Consider the following 22510-nt stretch of genomic DNA (forward strand, 5'->3'; position numbering starts at 1 on the left):
CCGGAACCCCCGCCATATGCGGCCTTGGCGCTGTTGTGCCGGTTCCTTGGCGGGGCGCGGGCGGGCCTGGCGGAAGGTCGCGGGACGGGCCCGGGGCGGAGGTCGCGGACGGCGGACGACCGAAGGCCCGCCCCCTTGGACTGGGGGCGGGTCGCTGCGGAAGGAGTAGGACGGAGGGAGGGGTCAGCGCCAGGGCAGGCCGGGCGACGGGGCGTTGGCCAGCAGGTGCCAGCCGCCCTCCCCGGCCACCAGCCGCGCCAAGGCGCGGTGCAGGTCGTCAGGGCCGAGGGTGGCGAGGGCCAGAGCGAGTTGCAGGTGCCAGTCCGCCGGCCGGGCGCCGAGGTGCAGAGGGCTGGCGTTGCCGGGCAGGTCCTCCGCCGCTTGCCGCCATGCCTGCAGGAGCGCCTCGCGCAGGGGCTCGGCCTGCGCCAGCAAGGGCGGCGCCTGGTCGAGGAAGGCCTGGACCTGCACCAGCACTTCGAGCACCGGCGTGTCGGCAGCCTGCACGGCGAAGACCAGCCCGGACTGGCCGGCCACATGGCGCAGGCCGGCGAATACCGCGTAGCCCAGGTTCAGCTCGGTGCGCAGGCGCTGGTAGAAGGGCGATTCCAGGCTGCGGCCCAGCCAGTGCCAGAGCGCTTCGCTGCGGGCGCTGCGATCCGGCACCGGACAGAACAGCACCAGCGCCGGTTCGCCCTGGCCCGGCAGGTGATGCCAGTAGTGACCGGGGGCCAGAGCCGGCGGCGCGAGGCTGCGGGGCATTGCCTCGCCGGGCAGGGCGTCGAGCAGGGCCTGGACGCTGGGCAGGTCGTCGTCGGCCAGGCCGAGGGCGATCACGTCCCAGCGGCTGGCGTCGAGGCTGCGGCGGATGCTGGCGGGGCTGACGACGGCCTGCGCCGGAGCGGCCCCTCGCGGGGTGGCGAGCACTTCGGGCAGCCGCTGCAGCAACTGCCGGATCGGCAGCTCGGCAGCCAGCCGGTTGCGCCCGGCCTGCAGCAGCCGGGGCCCTTGTTCGCAGGCGGCCAGCGGCGGTGCCAGCACGGTTCGCAAGGCGGCGGCGAGCATGGCCGGGAGGTCACCGGAACGGCCTTTGACCTGCAGTTGCCAATCCAGCCCCTGCTCCAGCAGCAGCAGGTCGCCGCCCTGCTGTTGGGCCTGGCTGCGCAACCCGCGCAAGGCGCGCTGCAGCGCCGGGTAGTGGGCGGGGTCGCGGACGCCGGGGTTCAGCCGCCAGCGCAGGAGCAGCTGGGCGTGCCCGGGGTCCCCCGGCCAGCGCACCAGCGGAGGGGCCGCGCGGGGCGCCTGGGGCGGCGCGACGAAGGCCTGGAAGGCTGGTGCGGGGCCGAAGCGCCAGCGCACCTCCGGGCGCAGGGGCGGCGCCAGGGGCGCGGGCTCCAGCGCCAGTTCGAAACCGGCCGACAGGCAGCGGGCCGACACCGGGCGCGCCTCGCCCAGCAGGCGTACGAGGCGGGCCGGCTGCAGCTGGGCCAGCAGGGCCGCCAGGGCACTGGCGGGCAAGGTGCCGTGGCGCTGTGCCTGGTCGCGGATGAAGTCCAGGGGCGCCTGCCGGGGCGCGGCGGGCCGCTCGTGCAGGAGGCGCGCCCAGGGCTCCCGCTCGCGCAGGGCGGCGAGCCAGGCGAACAGGCCGCCTTCGATGCGGGCGCGGGTGTCGGCACTGGCATCCGCCAGGGCCAGCTCCAGCACCAGCAGGGCCTGGCCCTGGTGGTGGTAGGTCAGGTGCAGGTCGAGGCCGTCGCACAGGCCCTGTTCGCACAGCCAGCCCTGGAAGCTGCCGGGGCTTTCGTCCCGCAGCAGTTCGCTGAGCAGGGCCACGGCGTCGGGCAGCGTCTCGGGCTGGCGCTCCAGGGCGAAGGCCAGCCACTGGCGCGGAGCGCCGGGCAGTTGCAGGCGCAGGCTGTGGCAGGCCAACGGCAGCAGGGGCGGCGCTGCCCGGTGTGGCAGCGCCTGGCCCGGCGGGCAGCCGGCGAAGGCCTGCTGGACGAACGCCTGCACCTGCTCCGCCGGCTGCGGCGCGACCACCCACAGCTGGCGCTCGCCGGCCTCGGCGAACCGGCCAAGGGCGGCCTGGAAGGCGGGCGCGTCGATGGCCAGGCTGTCGCGGTGGCCGGCATGGAAGTCGGCCAGGGGGTGACCCGGCGCCAGCACGGCGGCCAGGGCGGATTGAGCTTGGGTCCAGGGGTCGCGCCCCCGGTTGAGGTATTCGATCTGCAGGATTTCCCGCTCGCGGCGCTGCAGGTCGAGCCTGGGCAGCGGCGCCTGGAGCAGGTCGGCGAGACGCTCCAGGCCGGCCTGGAGGCGATCGGCGGGCAGCTCGAAGAAGAAGTCGGTGTGGTGGGCCTGGGTGCTGGCGTTGAGGCGGCCGCCACAGGCCTGGACGAAGGGCATCAGCCGCTCGCCCTGGATGAAGAGCTGGCCGCCGAGAAAGCGCAGGTGTTCGAGGAAGTGCGCAAGCCCCGGCCACTCGCGGGGCGCGTCATGGCTGCCGGCGTGGACCCGCAGCAGCACGGCGGCGAGGGGGCCCGGCTGCTGCCAGGTGCGCAGGGGGAGCGGGCTGGAGGGGGCAGGCGTCTCGGACATGGGCAGCACCGTCGACAAATGCGCACAGCATCCTCAACCCATGCCCACAGGGCAATGCTTCTTTGGACGTCAGCGGTGCCTTGACGCTCCGACCTGGCCTGCCGAGAATCCGCGCGCCTCCCGGTGCGGCCGTTCCATCCAGCCGAGCCGCCGTGCTTCCCCGCGCGGCGCCGGCCTCAGGTCTTCCAGTCCCGATGTCCGCACCCGCGCGCCCTGCGCCCCCCTTCGACCCGACCCGGTGCCCGGCTGCCTTGCCTCGGGCGCGCGGTCCCCCCTACCCAAAAGGAAAACGACATGACCCTGATCCGCCTGTCCAAGGCCGCCATGGTGCTGGCCATGGCCTTCTTCGCCACCTTGGTCGCCTTCGGCAACATCACCGACTACGGCACCAACTTCGCCTTCGTGCGCCATGTGTTCCTGATGGACACGCTGTTCCCCGACAACCAGATCATGTACCGCTCCATCACCACGCCCTGGCTGCACCACGCGGGCTACATCTTCATCATCGCGCTGGAAAGCCTGACCGCCCTGCTCTGCTGGATCGGCGGCGTGCGCCTGCTGCGGGCGATCAAGGCGCCGGCCGAGACGTTCCGCGCGGCCAAGGGCTGGGCAGTGGCCGGCCTGACCCTGGGCTTCCTGACCTGGCAGGTGGGCTTCATGTCGGTGGGCGGGGAATGGTTCGGGATGTGGATGTCGAAGCAGTGGAACGGCGTGCCGGATGCCTTCCGCTTCTTCATCACGCTGCTGGTGGTGCTGATCTACCTGACTATGCCCAACGACGGCGGCGAAACCGGCAATGCCTGAGTGAGCGGTCGGTCGTAACTAAAAAGCCCCGCCAGTGCGAGCTGTGCGGGGCTTTGTCATTCATGGTGTCCCAGAGTGGGTTCGAACCACCAACCTTCCCCTTAGGAGGGGGATTAACTAGCCAACGCTATTGGCCTTTCCCCTGTATCTATGCGACTTACGGCCTCCATTGAGTTCAACGGAACGCAACCGTATATTCTTTTCTGCTGGTAGGCTGCTGGTAGAAGGAATGAAAACGAAGATCACGCAGAAGTTACTGAACGGCCTTGAGCCTCAGGAGAAACCTTACCGGATCCACGATACCGAGCAGCCTGGTTTATTCCTTCGCGTACAGCCCACCGGACACGTCTCGTATATGGTCACCTGGGGCAGGAACCGGGAAAAATCTCTGGGCCGTGTCGGCAGGCTCACTCTGGCCCAAGCTCGAGCCGAGGCAGCGCGCTACTTGGCCGACGCGTACGAGCACGGCGAGCCCCTTGCGGTGATTGAGGGACGTACCGCAGCCACCTCCCCCACCCTTCGCGCCTTCATCAATGACACGTACCTCCCGTGGTTCAAGGCCCACCATCGCGGCTATCAGAAGACGGAGCACACCCTAACTACCTGCTTTGGGCCGATCATGAATCAGCGCTTAGTAGACATCACCAGTCGAGACTTAGAGCAGATCCGCACGGACTGGCTCAATTCAGGCAACAAACCATCGACGGTAAACCGCAAGATGGGCAGCATCAGCGGCGTCTTCAGCCGAGCCGTGGATTGGAACTACCTGGACGCCTCGCCACTGGATAAGGTTAAGGCGCTGAAGGTCGACGCTAAGGGGCGCATCCGCTACCTGTTGAAAGACGAAGCCAAAGCCCTCTGGGATGCCCTGGACGCGCGCGAGGAAAGGATGCGGGCCGAGCGTGATACTGCCAACCAATGGCGCGCAGAGCGCAAGCAGGAGCCCATGGCGGACCTGCGCGCGGTCGCTTTCACCGATCACCTCAAGCCCATGGTCACCCTGTCGCTGAACACCGGGCTACGCCGAGGCGAGTTGTTCAACCTGCGATGGGCCCATGTAAACCTGACAGGGAAGACCATCACCGTCTCGGGCGAAGGTGCCAAGACCGCTGATACGCGGCATATCCCGCTGAACTCTGGTGCCCTGGCCACTCTGGAAGCCTGGAAGAAGCAGAATGAGGCTAGCGGTTACGTCTTCCCTGGCAAGAACGGCGAGCGCATGACGGACGTGAAAACAGCTTGGGTGGAGCTGCTGAAGAATGCTGGCGTGAAAGGCTTCCGCTGGCACGATATGCGTCACGACTTCGCCTCACGCTTGGTGATGGCTGGCGTTCCGCTCAACACTGTTCGTGACCTGTTGGGGCACAGCGATATCAAGATGACGCTTCGCTACGCCCACCTCGCTCCCGATAGCAAGGCAAGAGCAGTTGAGCTGCTTCAGAACACGATATTGTCTTCGTCATAGGGGTCATAAGGCTTAATGGAGGGCAGGTTTTTATACCTCTCAACATGAACCTTTAAACAATCCCAATTACTCCTAAAAATGCTCATATTGAAGTATTCAGGAATAGTCGGCGCATCTGGGAACGTCCAGAAATACTCCGTCAGAGTAACTGTTTCCCATAAGCGCAATTCGTCATAAGTAAGAACCGAAGGCATGTAAAAAGCCATATTGGCAAGACGCGTTGGCTCGTCAGTTGACCAAACCTTATCGATCAACGCAGCGAATGTGTCATCTGAGCCGGGGGCTTTCTGTTGGCTAATCGCATTTCCGATAGCCCATTCGATCACCGCTGTTAGGGAGCGTTTTTGCTCCCTCCCCATAATGTCCAGCGCAAATTTGACCTTTGGGTCTATGCGTATCCCCACACTTACCGTCGTTGCGGTTTCGCCAACCCGCTTCGTTGTCTTCGTAGCCAATTCAACCACTCCTTACCTCTGGATGGTCGCAATCTTGCCTCGCTAGCAAAGGCAGGTCAATTCCATTCTGTGCCGCTGTGTAAAGCAAAAGTCAGTTGTGTTTAGCAAATGCTTGCACACACCACAAAACGCGTTGTAGTCTCATATCAGCTGGCGCGAACCAATTCACACCTACGGCCAGCAGGAGAGAGACATGACGAATGCGGCAGTGGCTTTGGAGCACTCCAAAATGGCGGTTGGACCCGAGGAGGCAGCACGGCTCACCGGAACAACTCGCCAGGCGATTTACAAGGCTTTTTCGGGCGGACAGCTGGCTAGCTTCAAATTGGGAAAGCGCCGCTTGATTTTGGTAGGCGAGTTGGAGGCCTGGCTGAAGCGCATGGCAAAGGAGAACCGCAAATGAGCCACGTAATCAGCCAGGTGGAGCGCGCACGGCTGACAAATAGCGCTGAGGCGATCGTTGCTATCGGGTGCGCTATCGACGCGATGCTAGCGGTGATCGAAGAGAACGAAATGCGCAAGGACGAGGGAGAGCGGGAGTTTGTAACCCCCTACCAGCGCGGCGCCATGCTCTCAGGCGTGCGAGTGCTAGCCGGAACCCTGGCCGGCCACGCCGAGCCGCTGGGGCGCTTCGTCGAGCGAGCGGCAGTTGCTCGCGAATCGCTGGAGGTACAGCCGCGATGACCAAGCGCAGCAACGTCAGGAAGTTTAAGACGCGACAGCAGATGCTTGCCGAGGCGACGGCCATCGCGTGGCGCAACGACCTTGCCAGGAAGTCGATTGACGGCATGAACACGATTACTGGGATTCTGGCCAACAGCGATGCGCACAGCATCACGGACGAGCAGAAAGCCGGCCTGCTGGATGCGTGCGTTTCAATCGACGCGATGCTTTCAGTGATTGCGCTGAAGGTCGCTGAAGACGAGGAAAACAGCCATGAGAAAAGCTGAAGAGACAGCCAAGGCAGTGCTGCAACACTGCCAGGGCTCAGAGGTCACGGGCGTGACGGTCGAGAGTGTGGCAGAGGTAAAGAACGGTGTCGAGTCGAAGCCGCTGACAAAAATCATGCGCATCCTTGGGCACTTCGCAAGCGGGGGCTCGCTCAATCGGTTTGAGGCTGAGCACCTGGGCGACCACTGCCTAAACACCACAATCGCGACGCTTGTTCGTGACTACAGCATTGATTTTGTACGCATCCCCGAGCGCGTCCGCAGCCGTTTTGGCGCAGATGCGAGGGTCATTCGCTACCACCTTAGCGAGACCAGCCGCGAGGCCGCTGCGCGCGTCCTGCGGAAGCTGATAGGCAAACGCCAAGGGGGCGCGAAATGAGCACTCAACTCAAAACCAGCAGATACAGCTTTTGCGCATTCGCGGGCGATTCGACTGACTCCCCGCTGTTCTCTGTAAACGCAGGCGTGCCCGTCGAGTCGGCACTTGCCTCGGCATCCTGCCTGCTCGAAATCGCGCAGAAGATCTTGATGGCTGGCGCCGACGGTGAAGGCCTGGACGCAACGCAGATAACCGCCGCCCTCGTCATCATCGATCAGTCAAAGGCAAGCATTGACGCCGCATGGAACGGTGTAGAGAAGGCCGAAAACCTGGCTGTCTCTTCCCTCGAAGAGCAACTAGATAAAGCGGGGTAGGCATGGCCGCCAGAAAGGACAGGCGGGCCAAATCGGCCGGGCGTAGCAGCATGCCCGGCCCTTACTCGGCCATCCCTCATGCGCTACAGGACACCGATGATTTCCGGCTTCTGTCTGGTGGAGCAATCAAGGTGCTGCTCGGCCTGATTCGCCAGTATCGAGGCCAGAACAACGGCGACCTAAGCGCGTCTTTCACTCAGGCCAAGCTGTGGGGCATCAACAGCAAAACGACGCTGGCAAAGGCTTTAGACGAGCTGCAGACGAGAAACCTCATCGTACGCACTCGCGAAGGTCGCTTTATCAAGCCAGGCGGATGCTGCGCGCTGTATGCCCTGACCTGGCAACCAATAAACGAATGCGACGGCAAGCTAGAAGTCGCAGCAACCGTGACGGCGCCGCGAAAGCTCTCGCTAGAGCGCGCCATCGGGAAGAGTGCCGCATGATGAAGATTGCGACCACCTCGCTCCCTGCCGTAGGGGCGCCATTGCTTGGCGGCTTCTACGCGGGGCGCTATCAAAGGCTCTTAACAACAGAAAACCCGGTCCAGAAAGTGTACCCACTCAGTACAGTTTCTGGACGCATGGGCATAAGCAGCACCAGCGAAAACGCCCCTCATCGGTACAGAAAGTGTACCCACAAGGCATGTTCACTTAGTCCAGTTTCTGGACTCCTTTATATATTACCAAGGGCAACGCCCCTTCCTTGTTCTGCTCTTAAGCCTTGTTTCTACGCTTTGAGAGGCGCGAGGCCTTCGCAGGCGCAGCCGAAACAGACCAAGTGGTCCGACTCGGACATTTCTATGCGAGGTATTTGCATATGGGCCTGACTGAAGAAGAGCGGCGCGCCCTTCATCGGCGCTATTGGACCGCAAGCACTGTTTGGAGCAAGGCCTGGGAAGAACAAGGCTATTTTGGCGAGCCGCCGCCCCGCCCAGCCTTCCCCGAAGAAATACGAGGCCTCACTTGTGGCGCCAAGACCAGGCAAGGCCCCCCCTGCAAGCGAACGGACCTCTTCGTTTCCGGGCGCTGCAAGTTCCATGGGGGTATGTCTACCGGGCCTCGAAAGACTCGACGCCATATCATAAAATGAAAAGCGCCGCATTTTCATGCGGCACAGGTCAATCAGTTCTTGTAGTTAGGGTACTGAAGCTCAAGTATTTCCATATAATTGGCTGCTCTTACCACCCATACAGTTTTCCCATCCGCATTTGGTATTTGGGCATCTTTACCCCCAAGTGCCGCGAGAAAATCAGGCGTTCCAGGCTCCGGCTCCCTCATTGATGCCTGCTCGGGGAGATAGCCCAAGCTAATCAGCAGCTCTTTAGCAGCCTGGCGCTGTGCCTGAGCATGATCGCGCTCACGCTGGCTAAATTTTTCAGGTGCAGAAGCCACAAACGACGCAGCAACGAACTGCCCTGCTGCCTGATCTACTATCTTCCGTACCTGCTCGGTAGAGAGCTTTTTCTCATCGGACATTTTCTGGATCCTTAAATTTCCGTTTCCTTAACTGGCTCGCTCATTGCAAGCTCACACGGTTATGACAGCCATTTGCCATCAATTCAAGTAAACCCCATGGTTGTCAAACCCAGAGGCTCTTGATCCCCTACAAAGGACAGTCGGCAGGTTTTTGGAGCCCCTAAAGGATTCGCCGCTCCTTTTGGCGGAAACACCCCATGCAATCCCCCTTATGCGAAACCAACCCCATGCAATCCATGCAAAAGCCGGGTTCGCGAAACAAACCCCATGAAGGGTTGAGGAAAGTTGACTTTCTAGAGTCCTAAAGAGACGACCCGCAGTGCTTACAGATTCGGGCCGCCCTCTTCACTCGCTCTGCACATGCCGGACAGGCCTTTGACTGAAGGCGCCCCACAACGAACCCCGCGATGGCAAGAATTGGGGTTGCAATAAGCAGAAATCCAGCCTCAAGCTCACGATGAGACCCAGGCACAGCGCCAGAGGCGTCAAATAGGCCCACCACAAGACAAAACAGCGCAAGCAAGTATAGACCCACACGCATAACTAAAACCCTCTCCTATGCCCCCTGCAGGGGCTTTAAATCAATTTCAGCGGAAGCCGCTCCAGCGTGGTGAGAGTGCCACTATGGATATCAGCTTTCTGGTTTTCCGCATGCTAACTTGCTTCTTTCGAGAACCCCTAATGGATGACCCCACCTCAAAGTGAGGTACCACAAAGGTACTCTGGAACCCCTACGAACCTAAAATGTGATCAGAGATGCTTTCAGGAGTTTTTCAATGGGCGTCAAAAGAGAGAAGTTGATTGCTGATGCGTGGAATGCTCACACACATGGTGTGCTTGAAGGAAAACCCGAAACATACGTGAAGCTAAATCTCCGAGAAGCAATTCAGGAAGCGCTACATGGCAACTGCGATCCTGAAGAGATTGCAGATATCAAGAATCAGATTGTCCCTCTTGCCGTAGGAGCAGATGTAGATATGGACGCCCTAGATGAACTGCAGAGCCGCGCCTCCCAAGCCCCTGATTAAGGAACCCAGCCGGTTAGGCCTGGGTTGTCTAGCCTGATATTTGACAGGCATTTGACGGATTTATCTTGACGGCACCTTTACGAATCAAGGCGCGAAAAGGTCATAGAGCCGCGCCACACCTGGCCTCGCAGAAAGTTGCAGCGGCTTACTGTCAAACAATCCGTCTAGGGCCTGTCTAGTTTTCTGCGCACATCTCTAGGCGTCTCAGTGAGACCAAAACGTCACACTCGCCGCATATGCGCGCGTATCAATTAAAGCCAGCTCCGATTTGTGCAACGAAATCGACCATCGCTGGATATCCACGCGGAGCGCAAACCCGCGAATACAGGGCATAAGAGTTTCATCAAAGTTACACATTGATGGCAACTTTCGTTGCACCTTGGGCGCACTCATAAAGTACTGTACAAATATACAGATAAGGTCTAATTTGAGTTTATTGCGAAGTTCCATTAGCTCAGAGGCAGACCATGGACACCAAACCCCGCGCCAAACAAACAAGGCCCGTCCGCGCCGAAGTTAAAGCCGCATGGGAGCGAATCCGGTTAGCGGCTGGCTCCGGCGATATTCAGGCATCCGCCCTGCTCATCGCCCTTACAGAACATCGCCCGTTAATCCGCGCTGACATCGCGCAACTGTAAGGGATTCATCACATGCCTTTAGAAATCACCTTCAACGACAGCGGCGCCGAAGTACACATCGGCAAGTTTGGGCGCTTCGATGTTCCTGGCCTCACGGAATACGAATACAAGGAAACCGAGACAGGCCGAATTCTTAGTCAAAGCCTCAACACCTTCGACGTTCAAGCCGAAACCATCAGCTATGTAAGAAACAACAAATCCCTTTCGAGTTACGGGATTGAAGAGCAGTCGGCGCCGATTATCGAGAACATGGTTAACCATCTCGCGATTCATGCCGGCCAGCTTGAGCAAAAGGCCCAAGCCTTCAATGCCCTTGAGGCGGACTTGTACCGGGTGCCGCAACTTGAGCAGACACACACCGCTATGGCTATTGAGGATCGCGAGATCCGCGACTGGTGGCGCGCTATGAGCGCGGCACAGCGAACCAAACACATGCAACGAGCCCAGGAAGACCCCGGCAGTGAATCAACCCAGCGCCTTTGCATCGCCCTGCTCCGCTCGCCTGCTCCATTGGCCCTAATGGATCTTGAGACAGACCACTTCCGCAACATTTGGCAGTCTCATCGCCGGGCCGTTGAGCCCGACAAAGCGGCGGATATCGACATCGGGCGCAGCGTGCTGGAAAAGGCAAATCGCGGCATGGCGCACCTGATCGGCATTCACGGCAGGGTCACCGGCTGGACCGCCGACAAGGTGCTAGCAACGATCCTCAAATGCCCGGACCCTAGCGCGCAGAGCGGCCTTGTGGCCTTCCAGTTCTCTCCCAGAGATATCGCGGAGATGCGCAAGCGAATCCAGCAAGGGAGGGCGTAACGCATGGATATTGCTTCCCTTGGCATCGAGGTCAGGGCAGACGGCGTAAACCGTGCCACACAGGACCTTAACCGGCTTAGCCAGGCGTGCGACGAGGTGGACAGCGCCGCTGAAGGGGTTGGCCAGTCATTCCGGCAGACCTCACAGGGGCTCGGTAGCGCCAACGCACAGACGCGACAGGCAGCTATCAACCTCCGCGACGTGGGCGTTAGCGCTCGCCAGACACAAGCCGCACTGCGCCAGCTCCCGGCGCAGTTTTCTGACATTGTCATTTCTCTCCAGGGCGGCCAAAACCCGCTTTCCGTCTTCCTGCAGCAAGGCAGCCAGATCAAGGATAGCTTTGGCGGAGTTGGCCCGGCCCTTCGGGAAACGGCGCGCTATGCGGCTGGCCTCATCAACCCGTTTACGGTTGGCGCCAGTGTCGTTGGCGCCCTTGGCATCGCCGCGTACAAGGGCAGCCAAGAAATCACAGCCTTCAACAAGTCGCTAATCCTGACCAACAGCTATGCCACTTCGACTGGCGAGCAGTTGCAATACCTATCGAAGCAATATGCCGATTTGCTAGGCGTCACCCAAGGGAGCGCATCTAGCGCATTGGCGGGCGTAGCGGGATCCGGCTTCTTCACTGGAACCCAGTTCGAAGACGTGTCGCGCGCTGCAATCGCCATGCAAGACACGGTTGGCAAGTCCATAGACGACACGGTGAGCGAATTCCGCAAACTGGCGGACGACCCTGTAAACGCTGCAATCAAACTCAATGACCAGTACCACGTTCTAACCGCAACCACGTACGAGCAGATCGCGGCCATGGCTGAACAGGGGGACCAGGCTGGTGCCGCCTCCCTGGCAATCTCCACGTTCGCAGACGCACAAGTCAAAATGAGCATGGACGTTAAGGAGAACCTGGGGATCCTTGAATCAGCCTGGCGCTCTCTGGGTAAGACCGCGGACGAGGCGTGGGACTCCATGAAAGGGATTGGGCGTGAGCAGACCCTTGAAGATCAATTAGCCGTCCAGCAGGAAAAACTACAGCGTCTTCGTCAGATCGGTGGAGGCGTCGGAATCTTCGATAACTCCTTCGACGTGAAGCGCACTCAAGAGGAAGTAACGCGCCTCTTTGGTCTCATCACCGAGCGAGACAGCAAAGCATTCCAGACCACTATCGAAACAGCAAACCGCGAAGAGGGACTAAGAGCGCAGCAGTTCGTAAACGGCGTCAGTGACCTTGTGAAGTCCAACAAGGACAAGCGCAAGGAGATGACCGAAAAGCTCGACAAGGCCATTGTCGTGCTTCAGCGCGAGAACCCGGAAAGCGAGTTCCTGAAGGCTGAGAACCTTGCCGCGTTGCGCGCCGGCATTGATGAAAAATACAAAGATCCCAAGACCCGCACGCCGCGACAAAAAGCCTTTCAGGATGACGCGGCAACCCGAATGCTGCTTTCGCTCAAAGAGCAACAAGGCGCCCTTGAGTCTCAATTGCTGGTCAATGAAAAGCTCACTGCCGAGCAGAAGAAGCGCGCCGAGTTTGAGGCTCTAATTGCACAGCTCAAGAGCAAGGATGTTCTCACTACCGAGCAAAAATCCTTGCTCGCAAGCCAGGACGCAATCAAAGCCCAGCTCGACCGCAACGTCGCCATCTCCGAAGAGGTGCGGCTGCGGCAAGAATCCATCAAGTTTCAGGAACGCGCGGCGCAGATTGAAGCGCGCATCAAGAGCGCAAGCGAGGGCCGGAAAGAACGATACCAGCGACTACTTGAGGGGGCGGGGCTTGGAGCTAGAGAACGCCAACGGCTAAACGAGCAGAACGACCTATCACGCGAGTACACCAAAGCCCGCAGCCTTCTCGCTGAAAGCGCATCGGAAAACAAAATAAGTGGCAGCCAGTACGAAAGCGAACTAGCAAAAATAAATAGTATTTACAAAAGCGAACTGGCGAGTATCGATAACTTTTATCGAGAAGACGACAAGAAGCGAGCAAATTGGGTCAACGGCGCAAACGACGCCTTTGCGGACTACATCGATTCGGCCAAGAACGTTTCCGGCCAGACCTACGACCTCTTCAATAAAGCATTCGGCGGCATCGAAGACTCAATCGTAGATTTCGTGATGACCGGCAAGCTGTCGTTCTCCGACCTGGCGAATTCCATCATCGCCGACCTCGTACGGATTGAGGCGCGCAAGGCCATTGCCTTTGCCATCGGCGGCAGCGAGAGCGGCGGTGGGAGCGGCTTTGGCGGCCTTTTGAAGCTCGGATTTACTGCTGCCTCCGCTTACTTCGGCGGCGGCTTGTCAGCTTCCGCAGCCGGCTCCCTGGCTGCCGGATCGAGCCAGCTAGGGTATGCGCAAGACCTCTCCAATTTCGTCGCAGGCGCGCGCGCAGGTGGCGGCCCGGTATCGGCAGGCAGCATGTATCAGGTTGGCGAGAACAACCGTCCTGAGCTGCTCACGCAGGGCGGGCGCTCGTACTTGATCCCCGGCGACGGCGGAAACGTGACCCCGATCCGTGGAAATAGCGGCGGCGGTGGCCCTGTAACCAACGTCTTCAACCTGCCCAACGTCACCAACGCACGCGAAGCCAAGGAGGCGGCGGGCATATTGCAACGCTCGGTTGGCCGCGCCGTCCAGGGCTCCGGGAGATATATGTAAATGAGCCGCTTCAGCCTGGACATAGCGGCCTTTGTAGAGCGCACGCAAGCCGACCTTGAGACGGTGGTTAAGAAGGCCACAATCCACCTTTTGAACGAGGTGGTTAACCGCTCACCAGTCGGCAACCCCGAGTTGTGGGCCGCGAACGCAATCGCTACCGAGTACAACAACGAGGTGGCGCGCTACAACGCAGAGCTGCGCAACGATCCGGCGAACCTGACCAGCAGCGGGCGCCTTAAACGCGGGCTAGCAGTTAACGACTCGATGCCTCTGACATCTGGCGCCGGCTACGTTGGCGGGCGCTTCCGTGGCAACTGGCAAGTGTCTTTTGACGCCCCAGCGCCTACCGCCCTGGACCTGATCGACCCGCAAGGCGCCTCAACTATCCGGCGAGGTCTGGACGTGATTGTCGGCTTCGACGCCAACGTGTCCAGCGTCTGGCTAACCAACAATGTCCGCTATGCCTCACGCCTTGAGTACGGATGGTCAAAGCAGGCCCCTAGCGGCGTCGTCCGGGTCAGCCTGGCCGGCATTCAGAGCTATATCAATCAAATCGTTAGAGAGCTGCAGAGATGAGCGAAAAGGTTAAGCCTGGGCGCCCTGCCGGCGCCCGCCAGACCCTACCCACAAAGGCAGAAATCAAAGCGGCATGGGACCGCTTGAAGGCGGCAGCAAATGCCGGCGATGTACAGGCTTGCGCGCTGATGATCGCTCTTGGTGGATGCTCAGAGGCAGTAAGCGAGGTGAACAAGCCATGATTGATCTCTCGCAAAAAAGCGCAGTTGACCGCCTCAGAGAGCCGCACCGCCGCGAGGTTAGGCGCCTTGCTGAAAACCTCGGCTATAGCATTGAAGCAGTGCCAGGCGGCTTCAAGCTATCCAGGGGCGGCTATTGGCTGAAGGTGTGCGACCTTTACTACGTGCAGGCGGTTGATTTGATTCTCTGAGTTGGCTCCTTGGAGATCTTTAGCCGGCTCTGCCGGCTTTTTTATCCAAGGGAGACAGCAATGCCAGATCAACGAATTGCAGACCTGCTAGAGCGCCTGTGCGAAAGCGTGGAGTCGCTGAGTAAGGCCATCAGAAGCACCGGTAAACAGGCAGCCCCTTTCGATGGCGAAATTTTCAGGGAGATCCTGACAGAGGAAGAAGTGGCAAGCCTTACCGGACTCAAATCACGCTCGCGTCAGATCCGGTGGCTTCGGGAAAACGGTTGGATACACGAGTCAGCAGCAGGGGGCAGGCCTCTTGTAGGACGTTTATACCTGAAGCAAAAATTGGGAGGCAGAGTGGGGCCAGATCAGAAAGCACCAGCACCAACCTGGACGCTAGACCTATCCAAGATCAAGTGACTTCCTGCGGGCATGAAAAAGCCCCGCACTAGGCGGGGCTTCGATCATTTGGACTCGAGCCTTCCAATCGTTCGCTGGAGCTGCTCAAGCTTGTCGCGAGTGCTATCACCTTCACTCTTGATCTGAGCCTGAACGGACTTCAGCTGCATATCCATATGACGACGTGTCGCAGCTGCCTCCTGGCTAACCTGAAGCACTAGAGCCTCGCTGGATTTTCCATCCATGGCTTGCTGAAGCTCTCTACGCGTATCGTTAATGGATGAATTCAGATACAGGAAGCTTCCAGCTAAGGCGAGCAAAATCGCTCCGGCCAGCCAGATAAGGATGTTCAACCTCAACTCAACGTTGCTGTTCACGGTTGTTGTATTCACGACTTGCGCCTTTAGAGCCGCAGGCTCAGATACATCTGTGTTTTCTAGTATAGCGAATCGACCGATCTTCTGAGCGACCTGGGCGACGAGTAGCTGAGCTCCTTTCAGGTCAAACGTATCGTACGCCTCGTTCTGGAATTCTATCACCCTTGCCATCGTCAGCTCTCTTCGATCTGCTTCGCAACAAAGGCCGAATGAAAGAAAGCAACGAATCCGCAGTTGTTGCAGGTGGCGAAGTAGAGCCATACGCCGAGATTCTGAATGTGGGGAACCGGCGTAGCTACAGCGCCAATCGTCTTGCCGTCGGGGCCGGGACTCACCTCAAAATCGCCATTGCGACAGTAAGGACACCTGGCTTCAGGAGCGCGCACATTCAGGAAATCAACGAACTGCTGAGGCCTTATTTTCAGATATCGCTCTTTCGGATCTACTGGCTGGTTGGGGTCTTCTTCGTTCATTGCTCGTCCTTGATCTGCTGTAAGCGCATTCTGACATCACCAGCAGCGGCTTTGGAATAAGCCCCTTGAAGGTCCCCGTCGGTATCTAGACTGCTGACACTTATGACTATACCCCTACAGAACACTAAGGAGACGGGATTACGTCATCTGACGAGTCAGGCGACGGAATCGTGACGGCCTTTGCAATCGATTTGCACACGCGCCTGATCGAGCCTACCTCTGCACAAACCTAGTAACCCCCAGCATCTGCTCCACAACTATCCCTTCCCAAGCCATGCCTGCATATGCGGTAGTGAGGATGTGGAAGGCCATGGCCTGCTTCTGGCTCTAGAGCTCATAGATATCGTTTCATGGCCTTACCGATTTGTGTTCACCGTCGCGGTATTCCCGCAGGAACCTCATCACGTCTTCTCGCAGCCAGGCATGCTGGCCAGCGATCTTGAATCCTTTCGGCAGCCAATCGGCCTGCCGACGAATCCCGTCACGTATCGATGCCTCCGTCTTGCCGAGCATCCTGGCCATCCCGGCGACGTAGATCACTTCGCTATCTTCTGACACCTCTACCTCCTCGCTCCGCTTGCCCGGACCACGTGTTATCCCGAGTAGACCCTAATTAAAACGGCCTGATTCGAGCAAATCCAAGTTTTTTGGTTGATGTGCAACACCCAAAGTGCAACACTTATTAAAAAGCACCCTAAGTGATACAGGAGCGCATCAGCCATGTTCATCCGCACCTATCTCCGAGCCTCTACCCAAGAGCAGGACGCCAGTCGAGCCAGGGAGTCGCTTGAGTCCTTCGCTGCTACCCACGGCCTGGCCATTGCTGCCGAGTATCTGGAGAACGAGAGCGGTGCCAAGGCGGATCGCCCCGAGCTGCTGCGACTCTTGAAGGACTCCCGCAAAGGCGACGTACTTCTGGTGGAATCTATCGACAGGCTTTCTCGCCTACCTGCGGATGATTGGCAGAAGCTCAAAGCAGCGATTGACTCAAAAGGGCTGCGGATCGTTGCGCTCGATCTACCGACCAGCCACCAGGGCATGGCCGACACTAAGGGTGACGAATTCACAAGCCGGATGCTTGGGGCTATCAACTCGATGCTCGTGGAGATGATGGCGGCGATAGCCAGAAAGGACTATGAGCAGCGTCGCGAGCGACAAGCCCAAGGGATCAGCAAGGCCAAGGCCGAAGGTAAGTACAAGGGTCGTCCAGTTGATGAGGACTTGCATAAGCGTGTCACTGAGCTGCTAAAGGCGGGCCTTGGCATCCGCGCCACGGCGCGCCATGCGGATTGCAGCACCACCACCGTACTGCGTATTCGTGATGCAATCGAAGGTGGGGACGGCTTTGCTGAGCTGCTACAACCTACCAGATCGTGAAGGTCTGGCGACTTCGCGCTGGTAGGCTGCTGTTAAGGTGTCGTACAGATTGGCGGCCTGCCTTGCGCAGGCCGCATAAATACTGGTGTCCCAGAGTGGGTTCGAACCACCAACCTTCCCCTTAGGAGGGGGATGCTCTATCCAATTGAGCTACTGGGACATCGGAACGGGCGGCATGTTAGCGGCGCTCGGCGTTTTTGTCATGCCACTGCCACCGGCTAGGCTCAGACTTCCGGAAAAAAGGAGCGACACCATGCAACCGAGCCGCCTTGATCCCCTCCCCGACTCCCCCTTCATGACCCTTGAGCTGCGCGCTGCCAGCCCGGCCGATGCCCCGGCGCTGGCGCTGCTGCTGCACCAGCTGGGGCCGGACGAGCCGCAGCCGGACCCGACGCTGCTGGCGCTGCGCCTGGAGAACCTGCCGGCCGGGCGGGAGGTGCTGGTGGCGGAGCGGGAGGGCCAGTTGCTGGGCACCTGCACGGTGATCCTGGTGGAGCACCTGGCCCACAACTTCGCCCGCTCGGCCATCGTCGAGGACGTGGTGGTGGACGCCGAGGCCCGTGGCCTGGGGGTGGGCAAGGCGCTGATGGAGAAGGCGGCGGAGCGCGGCCGGGCGCTGGGCTGCTACAAGCTGGTGCTTTCCAGCGGGCTGGGCCGCGAGGCGGCCCATGCCTTCTACGAGTCCCTGGGGTACCGGCGCCACGGGGTCAGTTTCTACCTGGACCTGTAGCGCCGGCGTCGCGCTTCAGGTCCGCCCGAAGCGCTCTTCGGCCAGGCGGTCGGCCACCTCGGTGGTGGTGCGGCCCTCCTGGTCGGCGCGCTGGAAGATGGTCTTGAGGGTGGCGCCGATGCCTTCGATGTGGGCCTTGAGGGCGGCGGTGCTGCCGCCGCTGCGCTCGTAGTGCACGTCGATGATGCCGCCGGCGTTGATGGCGTAGTCCGGGGCGTAGAGGCAGCCGTTGCGGCGCAGTTCCTCGGCCAGTTGCGCGTCGGCCAGCTGGTTGTTGGCGGCGCCGGCGACCACGGGGGCGCGCAGGGCTTCGAGGGTCTGCAGGTTGAGGATGCCGCCCATGGCGCAGGGGGCGAACACGTCCACGTCCAGGCCGTAGATCTCGTGCTGGCCGACGGCCTTGGCGCCCAGTTGCTCGACGGCGCGGCGCACGTTGGCCTCGACGATGTCGGTCACCCACAGTTCGGCCCCGGCGTCATGCAGCAGGCGGGCGAGGTGGAAGCCCACCTGGCCGACGCCTTGGATGGCGACGCGCAGGCCCTTGAGGTCATCCCGGCGCAGGCGGTGCTGCACGGCGACCTTGAGGCCGATGAACACGCCGTAGGCGGTGGACGGCGACGGGTCGCCGCTGCGGGTGCCGCCGTCGAAGGCTTCGCGGGTGTTGGCGCCGGCCACGTGGCGGGTGCGCTCGGCCATGATCTGCATTTCCGTCGGGCCGGTGCCGGAGTCGGCGGCGGTGATGTAGCGCCCGCCGAGGCTGTCGACGAAGTCGCCCATGGCCTGGAACAGCGCTTCGGTCTTGTCCTTGCGCGGATCGCCGAAGATGACGGCCTTGCCGCCGCCCAGCGGCAGGTTGGCCAGGGCGGACTTGTAGGTCATGCCACGGGACAGCCGCAGCACGTCACGCAGGGCCTGCTCGTCGTCGGCGTAGGGGAACATGCGGCAGCCGCCGAGGGCGGGGCCGAGGTTGCGGTTGTGGATGGCGATGATGGCCTTGAGGCCGCTGGCCTTGTCATGGCCGTAGACGACCTGTTCGTGGTGGTCGAATTCGACGTGGCTGAAGACGGACATGGGGGTTCCTCGATTCGGGTTGGGCGTGTTTCAAGTCGATGGGGCGCCCTCCCCCATGGACCGGGAGAGGGGCCTCTGATCGGGCGTCAGGCTGCCGGGTCGAACAGGTGCAAGACCTGCACGTCGCTGGCGGTGAGGCGCGCGCGCAGCTGCTGCTCCTGCTGGCGGACCTTGGCCAGGGCGCGTTCCTTCACCGGGCCGTAGCCGCGGATCTGCTCGGGCAGTTCGGCCAGGGCGACGGCAGCGGCGTAGTTACCGGGGCGCAGCTCCTTGAGGATGAGCGCCACCTGGGCTTCGTACTCGTCGATCAGCTGGCGTTCGAGCTTGCGCTCGTGGCTGTAGCCGAAGGGGTCGAGGGCGCTGCCACGCAGGAAGCGGAAGCGCGCGAGGACGTCGAAGGCCTTGAGCATCCAGGGGCCGAAGCGACGCTTGCGCGGCTCGCCGGTGGCCGGGTCGGGCTTGGCCAGCCAGGACGGGGCGAGGTGGAATTCGAGGCTGTAGTCGCCCTCGAACTGCGCCTCCAGCTGCTTGCGGAAGCTGGCGTCGCTGTAGAGCCGGGCCACTTCGTATTCGTCCTTGTAGGCCAGCAGCTTGGCGTAGTAGCGGGCCACGGCGCGGGTCAGGGCCTTGTCTTCGCCGATGTCGGCCTGGCGCACGCGCTCCACCAGGGCGCGGTAGCGCTCGGCGTAGGCGGCGTCCTGGTAGGCGCGCAGGTGGTCGGCGCGGTACTGGACGATCTCTTCCAGGGTTTCGCAGCGCGGGGCTTCGATCTCGGCCGGGCGGGCGAGCTTCTCCACCGCCGGCAGGTCGTGGGCGGCGCGGCGGCCCCAGAGGAAAGCCTGCTGGTTGAGGGTGACGGCGACGCCGTTGAGTTCGATGGCCTTGTCAATGGCGGCGGCGGAGATGGGCACCAGGCCCTTCTGGTAGGCGTAGCCGAGCATGAACAGGTTGGTGGCGATGCTGTCGCCCAGCAGGCGGGTGGCCAGGCGGGTGGCGTCGACGAAGTGGGTCTTGGCTTCGCCCACCGCCTCCACCAGGGCGTCACGCATGGCGGCGCCGGGCACCTGGGCGTCGGGGTTGCGGGTGAACTCGGCGGTGGCGGCCTCGTGGCTGTTGACCACCGCGGTGGCGATGCGGTCGTTGAGCTTGGCCAGGGCCTCTTCGCTGGCGGCCACCACCAGGTCGCAGCCCAGCAGCAGGTCGGTCTCGCCGGCGGCGATGCGCACGGCGTAGATGTCGTCCTGCTTGGCGGCGATGCGGATGTGGGTGATGACCGGGCCGAACTTCTGCGCCAGGCCGGCCTGGTCGAGCACGGTGCAGCCCTTGCCTTCGATGTGGGCAGCCATGCCCAGCAGGGCGCCGACGGTGGTGACGCCGCTGCCGCCGACGCCGGGCAGGAGGATGTTCCAGGGCCGGGCGAGGCTCGGCTGGCGCGGCTCGGGCAGGGCGACGAAGAGTGCCTTGGCTCCGGCGGCCTCGGGCTTGCGCAGGCTGCCGCCGTGGACGGTGACGAAGCTGGGGCAGAAGCCTTCGACGCAGGAGAAGTCCTTGTTGCAGGCGTTCTGGTCGATCTGCCGCTTGCGGCCCAGTTCGGTTTCCAGGGGCAGCACGGAGAGGCAGTTGGACTTGACGCTGCAGTCACCGCAGCCCTCGCACACGGCGGGGTTGATGAAGGCGCGCTTGGCCGGGTCGGCGAGCTTGCCGCGCTTGCGGCGGCGGCGTTTCTCGGTGGCGCAGGTCTGGTCGTAGATGATCACCGAGACGCCCTTGAACTCGCGCAGTTCGCGCTGCACGGCGTCCAGCTCGCGGCGGTGGTGGAAGGTGACGATGGGCGCGAAGGTGGCGCGGGTGGGGTACTTCTCGGGTTCGTCGGTGACCAGGGCGATGCGTTTGACGCCTTCGGCGAAGACCTGCTGGCTGAGCTGGTCGACCCGCAGTTCGCCGTCGATGGGCTGGCCGCCGGTCATGGCGACGGCGTCGTTGTAGAGGATCTTGTAGGTGATGTTGACGCCGGCGGCGACGGCGGCGCGCAGGGCCAGCTGGCCGGAGTGGAAGTAGGTGCCGTCACCCAGGTTCTGGAAGATGTGCGGGGTGTCGGTGAAGGGGGCCTGGCCGATCCAGGTGGCGCCCTCCCCGCCCATCTGGGTGAAGGTGTCGGTGTTGCGGTCCATCCACTGGGTCATGTAGTGGCAGCCGATGCCGCCCTGGGCGCGGCTGCCTTCGGGCAGCTTGGTGGAGGTGTTGTGCGGGCAGCCGGAGCAGAAGTGCGGGGTGCGCACGGTGGTGTGCTTGGGTGCGGCGAGGGCCTTCTCCTTGGCGGCAAGGAAGGCCAGGCGCGATTCGATCTGCTCGCTGGTGTAGATGGGGGCGAGGCGCTTGGCGATGACGCGGGCGATCATCGCCGGGGTCAGTTCGCTGAGGTTGGGCAGCAGGGAGTTGCCGTGCTCGTCGAATTCGCCGACGACGCGCGGGCGCTTGTCCACGGGCCAGTTGTAGAGCTGGCCGGTGAGCTGGTCCTCGATGATGCTGCGCTTCTCTTCCACCACGAGGATTTCGTCCAGGCCCTGGGCGAATTCGTGCACGGAGACCGGCTCCAGCGGCCAGCTCATGCCGACCTTGAGCACCCGCAGGCCGACCTGGGCGCAGAGCGCTTCGTCCATGCCGAGGTCGTTGAGGGCCTGGCGCACGTCGAGGTAGGACTTGCCGGTGGTGATGATGCCGAGGCGCGGGTTGGGCGAGTCGAGCTTGACCTGGTTGAGGTTGTTGGCCAGGGCGAAGGCGCGGGCGGCGTAGATCTTGTACATGTTCAGGCGCTTTTCCTGCGCCAGGGGCGGGTCGGGCCAGCGGATGTGCACGCCGTCCTCGGGCAGGACGAAGTCCTTGGGCACCTGCACCTGGACCCGCAGCGGGTCGACGTCCACCACGGCGGAGGAGTCGACGTTCTCGGCGATGGTCTTGAGGGCCACCCAGCAGCCGCTGTAGCGCGAGAGTTCCCAGCCGATGATCCCGTAGTCGAGGATCTCCTGGACGTTGGCGGGGTTGAGCACGGGGATGGAGGCGGCGATGAAGGCGTGCTCGCTCTGGTTGGCGATGCTGGAGGACTTGCAGCCGTGGTCGTCGCCGGCCAGCAGCAGGACGCCGCCATGGGCGGACACGCCGGCGGAGTTGCCGTGCTTGAAGACGTCGCCGCAGCGGTCCACACCCGGGCCCTTGCCGTACCACATGGCGAACACGCCGTCGTAGCGGGCGCCGGGGAACAGGCTGGTCTGCTGGCTGCCCCAGACGGCGGTGGCGGCCAGTTCTTCGTTGACGCCGGGCTGGAAGTGGATGTGGTTGTCCTTGAGGAAGGACTTGGCTTCCCAGAGGCTCTTGTCGAGGTTGCCGAGCGGCGAGCCCCGGTAGCCGGAGATGAAGCAGGCGGTGTTGAGGCCGTGGGCCTTGTCCCGCTGCTTCTGCAGCATGGGCAGGCGGGTAAGGGCTTGGGTGCCGGTCAGGTAGAGGTGACCGGTTTCGAGGCGGTATTTGTCATCCAGGCGGATCTCGGCCAGTGACATGCGGGCGCTCCTTTTATTTTTATGGCGACCAGGATG

The 22510-nt window shown here is 61.7% G+C and carries 26 protein-coding genes and 1 tRNA gene; 18 read left to right on the plus strand and 9 right to left on the minus strand.

Annotated elements, in window-relative coordinates:
• Positions 1-183 precede the first annotated feature (183 nt).
• Complete coding sequence (pqqF, locus tag PotMrB4_RS20675; RefSeq protein ID WP_172434358.1) at positions 184-2598, minus strand: pyrroloquinoline quinone biosynthesis protein PqqF; 2415 nt, start codon at positions 2596-2598, stop codon at positions 184-186.
• 294 nt (positions 2599-2892) lie between these two features.
• Between pqqF and PotMrB4_RS20680 the strand changes: the two genes are divergently transcribed.
• Both PotMrB4_RS20680 and PotMrB4_RS20685 read left to right on the plus strand, forming a co-directional pair.
• Entirely contained in the window at positions 2893-3402 is a 510-nt protein-coding gene (locus tag PotMrB4_RS20680) for a DUF2165 family protein (RefSeq protein ID WP_142015553.1), read from the plus strand.
• 229 nt (positions 3403-3631) lie between these two features.
• Positions 3632-4867 carry a site-specific integrase gene (locus PotMrB4_RS20685; protein WP_172434359.1) on the plus strand — a complete coding sequence of 412 codons (1236 nt, stop codon included), beginning with the start codon at positions 3632-3634 and terminating at the stop codon, positions 4865-4867.
• Here the strand turns inward: PotMrB4_RS20685 and PotMrB4_RS20690 are convergent.
• Complete coding sequence (locus PotMrB4_RS20690) at positions 4840-5322, minus strand: hypothetical protein (protein WP_197939497.1); 483 nt, start codon at positions 5320-5322, stop codon at positions 4840-4842. The two genes, PotMrB4_RS20685 and PotMrB4_RS20690, sit on opposite strands and share 28 nt — an antisense overlap.
• Before the next feature lie 193 nt (positions 5323-5515).
• Here PotMrB4_RS20690 and PotMrB4_RS20695 point away from each other — a divergent pair, with 193 nt between their 5' ends.
• The 7 genes from PotMrB4_RS20695 (at position 5516) to PotMrB4_RS28525 (ending at position 8054) form a co-directional block, all read left to right on the plus strand.
• Entirely contained in the window at positions 5516-5725 is a 210-nt protein-coding gene (locus PotMrB4_RS20695) for a helix-turn-helix domain-containing protein (RefSeq protein WP_172434360.1), read from the plus strand.
• Positions 5722-6006 (plus strand): hypothetical protein, encoded by a 285-nt coding sequence (locus tag PotMrB4_RS20700; protein WP_172434361.1) that lies wholly within the window; start codon positions 5722-5724, stop codon positions 6004-6006. The genes PotMrB4_RS20695 and PotMrB4_RS20700 overlap by 4 nt, the downstream gene beginning before the upstream one ends.
• Positions 6003-6272, plus strand: coding sequence for a hypothetical protein (locus tag PotMrB4_RS20705; protein ID WP_172434362.1), 270 nt, complete (start codon positions 6003-6005; stop codon positions 6270-6272). Before PotMrB4_RS20700 ends, PotMrB4_RS20705 begins: the two co-directional genes overlap by 4 nt.
• Positions 6259-6651, plus strand: coding sequence for a hypothetical protein (locus PotMrB4_RS20710; protein ID WP_172434363.1), 393 nt, complete (start codon positions 6259-6261; stop codon positions 6649-6651). Before PotMrB4_RS20705 ends, PotMrB4_RS20710 begins: the two co-directional genes overlap by 14 nt.
• Positions 6648-6965: a DUF3077 domain-containing protein gene (locus PotMrB4_RS20715; protein WP_172434364.1), complete on the plus strand. Its 318-nt coding sequence runs from the start codon at positions 6648-6650 to the stop codon at positions 6963-6965. Before PotMrB4_RS20710 ends, PotMrB4_RS20715 begins: the two co-directional genes overlap by 4 nt.
• 50 nt (positions 6966-7015) lie before the next feature.
• A complete protein-coding gene (locus PotMrB4_RS20720; protein ID WP_172434365.1) occupies positions 7016-7408 on the plus strand; it encodes a hypothetical protein in 393 nt (130 codons plus the stop codon).
• Positions 7409-7781: 373 nt separating this feature from the next.
• The gene (locus PotMrB4_RS28525) at positions 7782-8054 is read left to right on the plus strand and encodes an HGGxSTG domain-containing protein (protein WP_394354006.1); all 273 of its coding nucleotides are present in this window, start codon (positions 7782-7784) and stop codon (positions 8052-8054) included.
• Between the two features lie 32 nt (positions 8055-8086).
• Here the strand turns inward: PotMrB4_RS28525 and PotMrB4_RS20725 are convergent, their stop codons facing one another.
• Positions 8087-8440 carry a hypothetical protein gene (locus PotMrB4_RS20725; RefSeq protein ID WP_172434366.1) on the minus strand — a complete coding sequence of 118 codons (354 nt, stop codon included), beginning with the start codon at positions 8438-8440 and terminating at the stop codon, positions 8087-8089.
• 776 nt (positions 8441-9216) lie between these two features.
• On the opposite strand from PotMrB4_RS20725, the gene PotMrB4_RS20730 reads away from it, so the two are divergent.
• The 7 genes from PotMrB4_RS20730 to PotMrB4_RS20760 all read left to right on the plus strand — a co-directional run bounded on the left by PotMrB4_RS20730 (position 9217) and on the right by PotMrB4_RS20760 (position 14913).
• Entirely contained in the window at positions 9217-9468 is a 252-nt protein-coding gene (locus PotMrB4_RS20730; RefSeq protein WP_172434367.1) for a hypothetical protein, read from the plus strand.
• A gap of 467 nt (positions 9469-9935) precedes the next feature.
• Entirely contained in the window at positions 9936-10106 is a 171-nt protein-coding gene (locus tag PotMrB4_RS20735) for a hypothetical protein (RefSeq protein WP_172434368.1), read from the plus strand.
• Positions 10107-10118: 12 nt separating this feature from the next.
• Positions 10119-10919 (plus strand): hypothetical protein, encoded by an 801-nt coding sequence (locus PotMrB4_RS20740; protein ID WP_172434369.1) that lies wholly within the window; start codon positions 10119-10121, stop codon positions 10917-10919.
• A 3-nt stretch (positions 10920-10922) separates the two neighbouring features.
• A complete protein-coding gene (locus PotMrB4_RS20745) occupies positions 10923-13565 on the plus strand; it encodes a phage tail tape measure protein (protein WP_172434370.1) in 2643 nt (880 codons plus the stop codon).
• A complete protein-coding gene (locus PotMrB4_RS20750) occupies positions 13566-14141 on the plus strand; it encodes a hypothetical protein (RefSeq protein WP_172434371.1) in 576 nt (191 codons plus the stop codon). It begins immediately after the preceding gene.
• Between the two features lie 178 nt (positions 14142-14319).
• Positions 14320-14511: a hypothetical protein gene (locus PotMrB4_RS20755; protein ID WP_172434372.1), complete on the plus strand. Its 192-nt coding sequence runs from the start codon at positions 14320-14322 to the stop codon at positions 14509-14511.
• A 60-nt stretch (positions 14512-14571) separates the two neighbouring features.
• Positions 14572-14913, plus strand: a complete 342-nt coding sequence (locus PotMrB4_RS20760; protein WP_232060746.1) for a DUF4224 domain-containing protein — start codon at positions 14572-14574, stop codon at positions 14911-14913.
• Between the two features lie 44 nt (positions 14914-14957).
• On the opposite strand, the gene PotMrB4_RS20765 is transcribed toward PotMrB4_RS20760, so the two are convergent.
• The 3 genes from PotMrB4_RS20765 to PotMrB4_RS20775 all read right to left on the minus strand — a co-directional run bounded on the left by PotMrB4_RS20765 (position 14958) and on the right by PotMrB4_RS20775 (position 16300).
• Positions 14958-15440: a hypothetical protein gene (locus PotMrB4_RS20765; RefSeq protein ID WP_172434373.1), complete on the minus strand. Its 483-nt coding sequence runs from the start codon at positions 15438-15440 to the stop codon at positions 14958-14960.
• 2 nt (positions 15441-15442) lie between these two features.
• Positions 15443-15742, minus strand: coding sequence for a hypothetical protein (locus PotMrB4_RS20770; protein WP_172434374.1), 300 nt, complete (start codon positions 15740-15742; stop codon positions 15443-15445).
• Positions 15743-16090: 348 nt separating this feature from the next.
• Positions 16091-16300 carry a hypothetical protein gene (locus tag PotMrB4_RS20775; RefSeq protein ID WP_172434375.1) on the minus strand — a complete coding sequence of 70 codons (210 nt, stop codon included), beginning with the start codon at positions 16298-16300 and terminating at the stop codon, positions 16091-16093.
• Positions 16301-16462: 162 nt separating this feature from the next.
• Between PotMrB4_RS20775 and PotMrB4_RS20780 the strand changes: the two genes are divergently transcribed.
• A complete protein-coding gene (locus PotMrB4_RS20780; protein ID WP_172434376.1) occupies positions 16463-17119 on the plus strand; it encodes a recombinase family protein in 657 nt (218 codons plus the stop codon).
• An 83-nt stretch (positions 17120-17202) separates the two neighbouring features.
• On the opposite strand, the gene PotMrB4_RS20785 is transcribed toward PotMrB4_RS20780, so the two are convergent.
• Positions 17203-17279: transfer RNA gene (locus PotMrB4_RS20785), tRNA-Arg, on the minus strand.
• Between the two features lie 93 nt (positions 17280-17372).
• Here PotMrB4_RS20785 and PotMrB4_RS20790 point away from each other — a divergent pair.
• Positions 17373-17849 carry a GNAT family N-acetyltransferase gene (locus PotMrB4_RS20790; protein ID WP_044411612.1) on the plus strand — a complete coding sequence of 159 codons (477 nt, stop codon included), beginning with the start codon at positions 17373-17375 and terminating at the stop codon, positions 17847-17849.
• 15 nt (positions 17850-17864) lie between these two features.
• Here the strand turns inward: PotMrB4_RS20790 and PotMrB4_RS20795 are convergent, their stop codons facing one another.
• The gene (locus PotMrB4_RS20795) at positions 17865-18920 is read right to left on the minus strand and encodes a Leu/Phe/Val dehydrogenase (protein ID WP_044411608.1); all 1056 of its coding nucleotides are present in this window, start codon (positions 18918-18920) and stop codon (positions 17865-17867) included.
• An 86-nt stretch (positions 18921-19006) separates the two neighbouring features.
• Positions 19007-22474, minus strand: coding sequence for an indolepyruvate ferredoxin oxidoreductase family protein (locus tag PotMrB4_RS20800; RefSeq protein ID WP_172434377.1), 3468 nt, complete (start codon positions 22472-22474; stop codon positions 19007-19009).
• Positions 22475-22510 lie beyond the last annotated feature (36 nt).

The sequence above is a fragment of the Metapseudomonas otitidis genome, from assembly GCF_011397855.1.
In the GTDB taxonomy this organism is placed as follows: domain Bacteria; phylum Pseudomonadota; class Gammaproteobacteria; order Pseudomonadales; family Pseudomonadaceae; genus Metapseudomonas; species Metapseudomonas otitidis.